10 protein-coding genes and 1 pseudogene are annotated in these 10,524 nt (G+C 64.1%); all 11 read left to right on the top strand.

The genetic code is table 11. The annotated features are described in order from the left end of the window. Positions 1-172 precede the first annotated feature (172 nt). Positions 173-472 (top strand): HeH/LEM domain-containing protein, encoded by a 300-nt coding sequence (locus N4G42_RS24870; RefSeq protein ID WP_260669087.1) that lies wholly within the window; start codon positions 173-175, stop codon positions 470-472. Then, on the top strand, positions 472-810 hold the full coding sequence (locus N4G42_RS24875; RefSeq protein WP_260669088.1) for a head-tail connector protein: 339 nt from the start codon (positions 472-474) through the stop codon (positions 808-810). Before N4G42_RS24870 ends, N4G42_RS24875 begins: the two co-directional genes overlap by 1 nt. 1 nt (position 811) lies before the next feature. Further along, positions 812-1,129 (top strand): phage head closure protein, encoded by a 318-nt coding sequence (locus N4G42_RS24880; RefSeq protein ID WP_260669089.1) that lies wholly within the window; start codon positions 812-814, stop codon positions 1,127-1,129. After that, on the top strand, positions 1,111-1,551 hold the full coding sequence (locus N4G42_RS24885; protein ID WP_260669090.1) for an HK97-gp10 family putative phage morphogenesis protein: 441 nt from the start codon (positions 1,111-1,113) through the stop codon (positions 1,549-1,551). The genes N4G42_RS24880 and N4G42_RS24885 overlap by 19 nt, the downstream gene beginning before the upstream one ends. Continuing rightward, the gene (locus tag N4G42_RS24890; RefSeq protein ID WP_260669091.1) at positions 1,548-1,904 is read left to right on the top strand and encodes a DUF3168 domain-containing protein; all 357 of its coding nucleotides are present in this window, start codon (positions 1,548-1,550) and stop codon (positions 1,902-1,904) included. Before N4G42_RS24885 ends, N4G42_RS24890 begins: the two co-directional genes overlap by 4 nt. 227 nt (positions 1,905-2,131) lie before the next feature. After that, positions 2,132-2,779 carry a phage tail protein gene (locus N4G42_RS24895; RefSeq protein WP_260669092.1) on the top strand — a complete coding sequence of 216 codons (648 nt, stop codon included), beginning with the start codon at positions 2,132-2,134 and terminating at the stop codon, positions 2,777-2,779. A gap of 101 nt (positions 2,780-2,880) precedes the next feature. Next, positions 2,881-3,438 carry a phage tail assembly chaperone gene (locus tag N4G42_RS24900; protein ID WP_260669093.1) on the top strand — a complete coding sequence of 186 codons (558 nt, stop codon included), beginning with the start codon at positions 2,881-2,883 and terminating at the stop codon, positions 3,436-3,438. After that, positions 3,435-3,764, top strand: coding sequence for a DUF1799 domain-containing protein (locus tag N4G42_RS24905; RefSeq protein WP_260669096.1), 330 nt, complete (start codon positions 3,435-3,437; stop codon positions 3,762-3,764). The genes N4G42_RS24900 and N4G42_RS24905 overlap by 4 nt, the downstream gene beginning before the upstream one ends. 437 nt (positions 3,765-4,201) lie before the next feature. Then, the gene (locus N4G42_RS24910) at positions 4,202-9,181 is read left to right on the top strand and encodes a hypothetical protein (RefSeq protein WP_260669094.1); all 4,980 of its coding nucleotides are present in this window, start codon (positions 4,202-4,204) and stop codon (positions 9,179-9,181) included. A gap of 9 nt (positions 9,182-9,190) precedes the next feature. Next, the gene (locus tag N4G42_RS24915) at positions 9,191-10,147 is read left to right on the top strand and encodes a hypothetical protein (protein WP_260669095.1); all 957 of its coding nucleotides are present in this window, start codon (positions 9,191-9,193) and stop codon (positions 10,145-10,147) included. A 14-nt stretch (positions 10,148-10,161) separates the two neighbouring features. Next, a pseudogene (locus N4G42_RS24920) lies at positions 10,162-10,524 on the top strand (hypothetical protein); the annotation flags it as partial.

The following is a 10,524-nucleotide window of genomic DNA, read 5'->3' on the forward strand; positions in this document are numbered from 1 at the left end:
TAACTTCACCAAAAACCTGATCACGGTTCGCGCCGAGCGCCGCCTGGCGCTGGCCACAGAGATCCCGGCCGCCGCGCGCGGTGGTGATCTGACGCCTCCCGCGTCCTGATGAGCTCGGGCCGGGGCTTCATGCTCCGGTCCGCCCCTTCTCCCTCAACTACTGGAGCCCATCATGGAATGGATCACCTTCACCACCTTCGGCTCGAACTCCGCCATCGGCGCGTTCGGTGCTGGCGACCAGATGCGCGTCGGCGAAGACATGGCAAAGCACCTGGTCGATGATGTCGGCTGCGCTGTGCGCGGCCAGGTCAAGGCGCGCGACCTGCAGCCCGCCGACACCGAGCCTGTCGCCAAGCCATCGGCCGGCCTGAACGTGCCCGAGCTAAAGGCCGCGCTCGAAGCCAGGGGTATCGCCGTGCCTGATGGCGCCAAGAAGGCGGAACTGGCCGCCCTGCTGGACGGAGCCGCCTGATGTCGCTGGTGGACGTACCAACGGCGAAGCTGCACCTTCGGGTGGACGATTCGGCAGAGGACGCCCTGATCCAGCTTTACATCGAAGCAGCCGAGGCCTCGGCGGTCGAGTTCCTGAACCGGAACGTGTACGCCGACCAGGCCGCCATGGACGCAGCCGCGGAAGCGCCACCGGCCGAGCCGATGGTGCTCAACGCTGCGGTGAAAGCCGCGATTCTGCTGCTGGTGGGGCATTTGTTCCACAACCGGGAGGAGGCTGCCGTGGGTGTATCGGTAGCCACGCTGCCGGTGAACTCCCAGCGGCTACTGCAGCCGTACCGGGTCGGAATGGGGGTGTGAGATGCGCGCCGGAGATCTGCGACACCGCATCATCATCGAGCGCCAGACATCATCCCAGGACGCAGGCGGCCAGCCGCTGGAGGTGTGGACCCCCGTGGCCACCGTCTGGGCGGACATCCGCAACCCGACCGGCATGGGCGCTATCCGGGCAGATGCTCAGGCGGAGGTCGTAAAAACTTCCATCCGCATCCGCTGGCGCACTGACATCAAGGCGGGCATGCGAGCGGTGCACGGCACCACGATCTACGAGATCGGCGCTGTGCTTCCTGACCACGCTGGGCGCGAGTTTGTAGACCTGGTGTGCGGGGTGGCCGAGTGATCGGCGCGAGCTTTGACCTGTCCGGGATCAACGCCCGGCTGGACCGGCTCACGGCTGCAGCAAAGAAGAACACCCGCAAGGCGGCCCAGGCCGGTGCTCAGGTGTACCACGACGAGCTCAAGGCTCGGGTGCCCATGAGTGCGCAGCCGCACAAGAGCGGCAAGAAGGTCTACACGCCCGGGACGCTCCGGCGCGCGATCTATCAGGCGTTTGTGGAAGGCGAAAGCAACGAGGGCCAGGCCACCTATCGGGTGAGCTGGAACAAGTCGCACGCCTTCTACGGCAAGTTCCTGGAGTACGGGACCAGCAAGATGGCTGCAAAGCCATTCCTGCGACCGGGCTACGACTCGGCCCACCCGCGCGCCCTCAGCGCCGTGCGCGAGGTCATGCGGTCGGCTGTCGAGGAGGAACTGCAGAGATGAGCATCGATACGCTGATTGCCGCCGCGCTGTCCCCGCTGGTCGGTGGCCGGGCCTATCCCGACGTAGCGCCCGACAACCCCGTGTTGCCGTACATCGTCTACCAGCAGGTGGGCGGGGCCGGGCTCGTGTTCCAGGAAGGGACGTTGCCCGACCACGAGGGCTGCCGGATCCAGATTGCCACCTGGGGGGCTCGCCGGGTCGATGTCACGGCCTTGGCCAAGCTGGCTGAGAAGGCGCTGATCGACGCCGTGGATCTGCAGACAGAACCCCTCGGCGGCCGGGTTTCCGACTACGAGCAAGACACCAAACGATACGGCGCCCGGCAGGATTTCTCGATCTGGGCGCCACGCTGAGAGGATGACATGCACCCGGCAACAAAAGAACTTCACCACACGCTGATCCGCCTGATCAAAGGCTGTATCGGTGCCTGGGAGCGCTGGCTGGAACAGCAAACCCAGAAGTAACACCAGTTTCCTCAACCCTGCCTCGCAGGCTTGCCACTCCCACCAGGGACTCGCAGCCATGACGCCTCGCAGAAATCGGCCCCGGAAGGGGCTTTTTTCATCGCGAAAGGCCCACCATGGCACGTACCCCTACCGGCACCGTTCACTCGGTCGCCACTCTGCTCGCTAACGCCAAGACGGTGACTGCGGTCACCAACGCGGCCGAGGCTGTCGTCTCTTCCACGGCCCACGGCTACAGCAACGGCGACATCGTCGTGATGTTCTCGTCCTGGGGCCGGCTGAACGCTCGCGCGTTCCGCATCAAGGGCGTCACTACTGACTCGTTCATCCTGGAACGCGCCAACACCACCAACACCGAGTTCTTCACTCCTGGTGGCGGCGCGGGCACGGTGCAGAAGGTCTCGACCTGGGTTGACCTGGACAAGACCATGAACCACAGCTCCAGCGGTGGCGAAGCCAAGACCGTGACTGTGAAGTTCATCGAGTCCGATGTGGAAATCGTGCTGAACGACGGCTTCTCCGCTGTGCAGCGCACCTTCGAGATGGACGCCGACATGATCGGCACGCCAGCCTACGAGGCGCTGAAGACGCTCTCCGAAACCGACGCTTTCACGGTGGTGCGCCGCCGCGCGAAGTCGGGCGCTGTCTCGCTGATTCCCGCAAAGGTCAGCTTCAACGAAGAAGAAACCCTGACCGAAGGCCAGGCGGTGGTCGTGAAGGGCACGTTCAACGCCCAGAACGTCAGCACCCGCTACCCCTCGTGATTCCCGGGCCATAGGCCCACAACCCGCACCGACGCATCCTCGTTCGCCTTTCGCAGGGCGGCGGGGGTGCGCACGGGCTTTCAACTCTGCGAAAGAAAGACATGACCGAAGCCAAGAAAGACACCGTTCCCGTATTCGTGCTGAAGCGTTTGGGCAGCCAGGCCCCCGAGTTCGATATGCCGGTCGATATCCAGAAGCTCGACGGCACCCCCGCGCGCCTGACTCTGCGCTGCAAGGCGCTCAAGAAGACCGAATGGGCGGGAATCAAGGACGCCCGCCAGCGTGAAGCCATTGAGGCGACGCTGAAGGCCGACGAGACCACGGAAGAACGCAAGCCAGTGCAGACCTCGAAGAAGTCCGGAGGCAAGGGCAAGGATGCCGAGCGCGCCGAAACTCCGCAGGTAGTAGATCGGGCGGAGATGCGTGCCGCAGTGCTGAAGACCCTGGCCGAAAGCGGGTTCTCTGCCGCAGTGGACAAAGCTCTGGAGGCGGATACCACCATCGTGATGAAGTTCGCCATTGGCTGGGAACTTGAGGACGAATTCTCTGCCGCCAACATCACCGCGCTGGACAACGAATTTGCCGGTTCCATGGAGGCGATCCTCAACGCCTATGACCGTGCCATTTTCCGCGGCCAGGTGGGAAACTCGAAGCCATAGCCCACGCGTTCTACGTTCCAGCCTACACCGAGGCGGAGGCTCATTCCGAAGGCTGGGAGCTTGAGGACTACGAGAGCGAGACGCTTGAGGTGTGGCCGGACAACGAACGCGCCATGGATGCATTCAGGCGGGTGGGCACCCGATGGATGTATGGGGCTATGGGGGGGGTGCCCACGGGCCTGCGTTGGGAGGCGATCTATCCCCTGATCGACCGCATGGGCTTGGAGCCCGGGGAGTGGGATGAGTTGGTAGATGCGCTGCAGGTGATGGAAATCGCGGCCATCGAGACGATGCGAAAGCATGCGCCGAAGCCAAAGCCACAGTGATCATGGATGGACTGGGAGTTACCATGCGCGCTTCTTAGAAGGAGGCGTCATGGAGCGTGTTTGCAAAGACTGCGGAACGGTGGGCGAAGGAAAGACTGTCGCGCGTGGTTCATTCCTGCTGGAAGTCGTGCTTTGGCTCTGCTTCCTCGTGCCCGGCTTGATCTATTCGGTCTGGCGTTTGACTTCGAAACGCGACGTGTGCACGGCGTGCGGCAGTGAGAACCTAGTCCCATTGTCGTCTCCGCTGGGGCAGCAAGTTGCATCGGCGACTGGGCATGTTCCAGAGCCTCCGAGGCCGCCATCGGCAGCAGCTGCCAACGCTGGCAGGGCGCTCGGTCGATTGGTCGGACGAATGCGCAAGTAGTTTCAACCCGCTTCGGCGGGTTTTTTCTTTTCAAGGCTCGCTTCTGCGGGCCTTTTTTCATTGTGGACACCTCATGCAAGACGAGATCAAGCTGGTAGCGAATGCTGATGGTGTCGAGACAGGCGTCTCGCGCGCCAAGCGTTCGCTCGCCTCTCTCGGACAGGCCGCTGACCAAGTTGGGGAACAGGGCGAAAAGGGATTCCGGCGCTTCGGTGCCGGTAGCGATGAGGCCGGCCGCCGCGTCGAGTCCACAACGAAAAACATGGTTGCCAGCCTGCAGCGACAGATCGCTGCCCTGGAAGCTGGGGGCACTGCGACCCGTCAGTACCAGGAGAGCATCGCTCGTCTGCGCGGCGCAAACATGGGTGCACTGAAGCCGTGGCTCGACCAACTCGATGCAGCCCGGGAAAAGGCAGAAAACGCGTCCAAGGCCCAGAAGGGGCTGCGCGAGAGTATCTCGTCCGTTGCTGACAGTTCGGCTGTGGCCGCTCGCGCCATGGGCGCCCTTGGTCTGGTGTTGTCTGCAGCATTCTCCGGTGCAAGCGTGAAGGCTGCCGCTGACGTAGCGGACAACCTGGACGACATGGCGGAAAAGTCTGGCATCGCGGTCCGCGAGCTTTCCGCGCTGCGGTACGCCGGTGAGGTTGTCGGGACGCCGCTGGAAAGCATCAGCACGGGTATTCGCAAGCTGGGCCAGAACATGGCTGCAGCCGCAGGTGGTGCAAAAGAGCAGGCTGCCGCCTTCAAGGCAGTCGGCGTCAGCATTCGCGAGTCGGACGGGTCGCTGCGTTCACAAGACGCCGTTCTTGCGGACATCGCCACCAAGTTTGCAGGCTACCGCGACGGCGCCGAGAAGTCGGCCCTCGCCATCGAACTTTTCGGCAAGCAGGGCGAAGCTCTGATCCCGCTGCTCAACCAAGGTGCGTCGGGCATCGCATCCTTGCGCGTCGAGGGCGAAAAGCTGGGCGCCGTTTTTGGTGGCGAGGTGGCGAAGCAGGCTGCGGACTTCAACGATAGCCTGAAGAAAATCCAGTTGAGCTCGGAGGGCGCTCGCCTCGCAGTGGCCGGTGAACTGCTGCCCACGCTAAACCAACTCACGCAGGCGTTCATCGAAACCCGAGAGGGGTCTAACAGCCTCGCCCAGATGCTCGGCACGGGCGTTCGAACAGTGGTCGAGGCCTCTGTCATTCTGTATTCCGATGTCATGTTCGTGCTGAAGGGCATCGGCCGTGAGATCGGAGCCATTGGAGCGCAGTTTGCGGCCCTGGCCACGCTCAATTTCAAAGGCTTCACTGCCATCAGCGAGGCGGTGAAAGAGGACGGGAAGCGTGCGCGCGCAGAGCTCGATAAGTTCCAGCGCGATCTGCTGAACAGCCGCTACCTGAATAGCAAAGCTGGCGCTGGTCGCGGGACTGCCGCCGATCCTCGAAGCCTCGGGGACACCAGCACGGCCGCTCCAATTGTTCCATCTGGCGGTGGCTCTGGGGCGGATGCCGCATTGAACGACGCCCTGGCGGCGCGCCTGCAGGCCTACAAGAACAACGACAAGGCCATCCTCGACAACCGCAAGGCGTTCTATGACACGCTGGGGCTGCTCACCAAGCTTGGAACAAAGTCCGAGCTGGATGCGGTCGAGGAGTCGCTGGCCAAGGAAGAGGAGGTCTGGGCGGAGCGCAAAGCGAACTTCACCGCTGAACTCGCCGAAGCCACCAAGAAGAAAAATTCCCAGGCAGAAATCGCCCGCATCACGGGCCAGATGCAGGACGCCGAGCGCGACTACTACCAGACGGTGGCGAAGTTGCGCGCGGACGCCACGCTCGCGGAGCAGAAGTACAGCGACGCACTGAGCGACCGGATCACGAAGCAATTGGCAGCCGCAGGAGCGGCGCAGGAACAGGTGCGCCTGGCGCAACTTGAAGGCAAGGCCATCGGCCTGACCGGTGACGCCCTGCGCGAGCACAATCAGCTGCAGGTCGAGGACAAGGCCCGCCGCCTTGAAGCCCTGGCGCTGTGGGCGAGCGGTGTCGATGTTTCTGGAAAGCTGGCCCAGGCTTACCTGGACGAGGCCGCCGCACTGCGCAAGCTGCACACAGAGCAGGGCGCTAACCGTTCCGCACAGCTCGTGAACGAGTACGTGAAGGGCATCGAGGAAAGCAACAAACTTTTGCAGGCCGAGCTCGGCCTCATGGGGCAGTCCGAGCAGGCGCGCAACACGGCGCTTGAGCAGCTGCGCATCCAACTCGATCTGGAAAAGAAGATCGCCGAGGTGAAGGCTCTGGAGGGTGACACCCCCGAGCGCGCCGCGCGCATCGCCCAGCTCGAAGCAGGCGCAGCCATCGCCAAGGCGAATGCTGCGAACAAGGCGTTCCTGGACGAATGGAAAACATCCGTCGGCAAATACGACGACATCTTCCGCCAGGGCTTCGCCGACATGCTCAACAGCGGCAAGGACGGCTGGAAGAGCTTCACCAAGAGCTTGGCCACGACGTTCAAGACCACGGTTGCGGACACGCTGTACAAGGCGTTTGCGCAGCCTTTCGTGGTGAACATAGTCGGGAACCTGCTGGGTTTGTTGGGCGGCGGCGCGAGTGCCGTCGTAGGAGGGGCTGCGGCTGCTGCATCCGGCGGCTCGGCGCTCAGCGGCTTGGGAACCCTCGCCTCGGGGGCATCCTTAATTGCTGGCAACTTCGGCGCGGGTCTTACCACAGGCCTCGGGCAGCTGATGAGCGGCAACATCATCGGCGGCTTGCAGCTGGGTGGCGGCCTGATTGGCTCCGGTGCTACGGCTGGCGGGCTGGGCACCATCATGGGCGTGTTGGGCCCGATTGCCCTGGGCGTGGGCGCGCTGATGGCCATTGCCAAAGCCACCAAGGGCGAAACCCGCACGGGCGGTCAGTTCGGCGTGGCCTTCGACGGCAGCGTGACCAACCAGCGCCGGGGTGAGACCTACACCTACCAGGGCCAGCAGTTCGACCGCGACTTCTCCAACGGCCAGCGCAACGCGCTGATCGCAGGCCAGGCCTACCGCCTGGAAGGCGACCCGGTGCAGAACGAGCAGGCCATCCGCGATGCAGTCTCTGGCACGGCCAGCGGCATCAACGCCTTCTTGAAGGCGCTGGGCAGCAAGGCCACGCTGACGGGCTTCTCTGCGGGCCTGGAGACCTCCAGCAAGGGCCGGGGCGGTGTGTTTGCCGGCGGCATCTTGTCCGACGGCACCACCTTTGGCGAGAGCGGTAAGGGTGACAACTACGCGGGCACGCTGTACGAGAAATTCAGCACCAACAGCCCGGACTTCAAGACCGCGCTGGAGAACTTCACGCTCGACCTGAAGCAGTCCACCATCCAGGCGCTGCAGTCCGTCACCGACATCCCGGAGACCGTGCAGAAACTGCTCAAGGGTGTGGACGCCGAGGGCTTGAGTGAAGAGGCTGCCAACAAGCTGTTGGAGACCATCAACGCCCAGATCGTGGGTGTGAACCAGTTCAAGGACGCGCTCAAGGGTATGGGGCTGGACACGCTGGCCGCCCTGAGCTTCGATGCCGCTGCAGGCCTGGCCGAAGTGTCTGGCGGCTTCGACAAGCTGCTGGGCAACTTGGGCACCTACTACAGCAACTTCTTCAGCCCAGAGGAGCAGCGCGCCAACATGCAGCGCCAGCTGCGCGAGCAGCTCGCGTCGCTCAACCTCACGCTGCCCGACATCAACGCCACCGATGCGCGCGCGCAATACCGCCGCTTGGTGGAGACGGCTGAAAAAGACCTGAGCGAAGAAGGCCGCAAGACCTACGCCACGCTGCTGCAGCTGGCCGGGGCCTTTGCTGGCATCACCACGGCGGCAGAGGATGCCGCCCAGGCCTTGGAGCGCCAGCGCAGCTCTGCCAGCGACCTGTTCCAACAGGCGCTGCGCCGCGACCGCGATGCCATTGGCGCGCAGGTCAGCATCCTGCAGGCCAGCATTGATGCGGGCCGCTCACTGGTTGACATGCTGCGCGGCTCCGCGCGCGATCTGCTGGGCAGCGTGGATGACAGCCGCAATATGCTGGCAGCACAGGGCATGGTGTACATCGAGCGCGCCATTGCTGGCTTGCAATCGGGCGGTCGGCTCGCCGACTACACCGGGCTTTCTGGTGCTGTGGATGCCGCTGTATCTGGCATCAGCGGTGGCACCTACCGCAACGACACAGAGCGCGCCTACGACGCCAAGGTGCTGGCCGGCCAGCTCAACACGCTGGGCAACCTGGAAGACCTGTCCCTGTCCATCGAAGAGCAGCAGCTCGCCGTGCTCAACAAAGAGCTGGACCGGCTCAAGGGGCTGGAAGACCAGGCCAAGGCGACGGTCGAAGGGCTCACCACGCTCACCGGCACGGTGGACTTTTACCTGGCCGAGCTACTGAAGTTGTTCAAGCCAGAAGCCGCAGACACCACCACCACCGGCGGCAGCAGTGCGGGCGGCGGTTTCTCTTTTGGCGGCAGCAGTTCCGCCCCGAGCAAGCAGCCCGGCCCTGGCGACAAGGCCGCCAACGGCAACTACGTGCGCGAACAGTACCTGGGCGGCGGCTTCGGCTCGACTTACAGCGCCGTGTCCGATGGCGAGCAGAAACTTCTGGAGGGGTTGTCCTCTGGGCTGATGACGCAGTTTGCTGGCACGGGCGACGTGGCGGGCCTGCTCTCGGCGGCAAAGGATGCCGGTTACACGCTGTCCGACCTGGCAACGGTGGGTGGCTACAACTACCTGGACGTGCTGGACAAGGCGCGTGCGCTGGGCATTCCTGCATTTGCGGTTGGCACCAACTACGTGCCGCAAGACATGCTGGCGCAGATACACGAAGGCGAGGCCATCGTCCCCAAGGCCTTCAATCCCTGGGCCAATGGCTATGCCGGTGGCGTGGGTGACAACGCAGTGCTGATCGCCGAGATCCGCGCACTGCGCGAAGAGGTTGCCGCCCTGCGCGCCGCCAGCGAAGACGCCGCCGACTCCGGCGCGCAGACGGCCGATGTGTTGACCCGCGTCACTCGCAACGGCAACGGCATGGTCATGTCCGAAACGCCACTCTGACGAAGCGCCATGTACTACATCGAAAAAATTCCCCTCACAGATGCCTCGTTCCTCGCGGGCAGTATCGGAGAGCCGGGCCCTGGTGAAACGGCCTGGGCCGCAGGCACCCACGCCGTCGGCGCCGAAGTGATTCGCCCAGGCCTCCATCGCGTATTCCGCTGCGCGGTGGCGCGCACGGGTGCCAACACCGACCCACCCGAGGTGGACACGGCATCGTGGAACGACATGCGCAGCACCAAGCGCTGGATCCCTCTGGGGCCAATCACCCGCGCCGACGGCAAGCTGGTCCATGAAAACCGTGTGCTGCAGCGCACCGACGCCGACATCGAGTACCACCTGCAAATGCGCTATGCCAACGCCGTAGCCATCTTTGGCATGGCCGGCGCGTCATGGGTGGTGGAGGTGTACCCCACCACCACCTCGCCCAGTCCTGTGGTCATCCGCACCGGCACCATCAAGGCGCCTGCCTACGGCTACTGGGACTATGCCTATGGCCAGCGCCGCCTGCGCGACCGGGTGCTGGTGACCGATTTACCCATCTACCCCGCCGCCAAAGTCGTCGTCAAGATCACCGGCAGTGGCAGCCAGCTGCGCGCCGTGCGCCAGATCGAGGTGGGCAAGCTGCGATTTCTGCCGGGCGTTAACTGGGGTGGGGTGCAGGCTGGCCTGCGCCGTAGCCCGCGCGCCTACAGCTACCGCAAGGAGGAGTCCGACGGCTCCAGCACCACCCTGCTGTACGGCAGCACGTACGACATGGCCGGCCAGATCAAGCTGGACGGCAAGGGCGAAGACGACGCCCTGGTGCAGCTGCGCGGCCTTCTGGGAAAGGGCGTGGCCTTCGCGCCCACGCTCGCGCAGGGGTTCGAGCAAAGCCTTGTGTTCGGCACGCTGGAGACGGCTGACACCGTGCGCGACTCGCGTCCTCTCACCACCATCGATTTCCAAATCCGGGGCCTCCCCACATAACGCGAAAGGACGCCATGCCCACCGCACCGCCATCAGCTATTGACGCAGCGCCAACAGTCCCCTCGTCGGCATCGCCCGTCGAGACTTTTGATGCCGCCTATGAAGCGTTCAACAACTGGGAGAAGAACGAACTCCAGCCCAAGATCGGGCCGCTCGTCGGCAATGTCTATGACAACACGGTAGAGGCGGCTGAGGCCGCAGCCGTGGCCACCGCCCAGGCCGCTGCAGCAGCGGCTTTGGTCAACGCCCCCAAGTGGGTTATGGGCACCAACTACCCGACCGACTCTGCCGCCTGGAGCCCAACCGACAAGCAAACCTACCGCCGCAACGCCCCCGGCGGGGTGAGCAACGTGGACCCGTATCTGGACAGCACCCCT

The organism is Acidovorax sp. K2F (genome assembly GCF_025246485.1).
In the GTDB taxonomy this organism is placed as follows: domain Bacteria; phylum Pseudomonadota; class Gammaproteobacteria; order Burkholderiales; family Burkholderiaceae_C; genus Acidovorax; species Acidovorax delafieldii.

Bases quoted from the DNA above. Each gene is read 5' to 3' on its own strand.
- N4G42_RS24870 (WP_260669087.1), top strand. From the start codon at position 173: ATGGAATGGATCACCTTCACCACCTTCGGCTCGAACTCCGCCATCGGC.
- N4G42_RS24875 (WP_260669088.1), top strand. From the start codon at position 472: ATGTCGCTGGTGGACGTACCAACGGCGAAGCTGCACCTTCGGGTGGAC.
- N4G42_RS24880 (WP_260669089.1), top strand. From the start codon at position 812: ATGCGCGCCGGAGATCTGCGACACCGCATCATCATCGAGCGCCAGACA.
- N4G42_RS24890 (WP_260669091.1), top strand. From the start codon at position 1,548: ATGAGCATCGATACGCTGATTGCCGCCGCGCTGTCCCCGCTGGTCGGT.
- N4G42_RS24895 (WP_260669092.1), top strand. From the start codon at position 2,132: ATGGCACGTACCCCTACCGGCACCGTTCACTCGGTCGCCACTCTGCTC.
- N4G42_RS24900 (WP_260669093.1), top strand. From the start codon at position 2,881: ATGACCGAAGCCAAGAAAGACACCGTTCCCGTATTCGTGCTGAAGCGT.
- N4G42_RS24910 (WP_260669094.1), top strand. From the start codon at position 4,202: ATGCAAGACGAGATCAAGCTGGTAGCGAATGCTGATGGTGTCGAGACA.
- N4G42_RS24915 (WP_260669095.1), top strand. From the start codon at position 9,191: ATGTACTACATCGAAAAAATTCCCCTCACAGATGCCTCGTTCCTCGCG.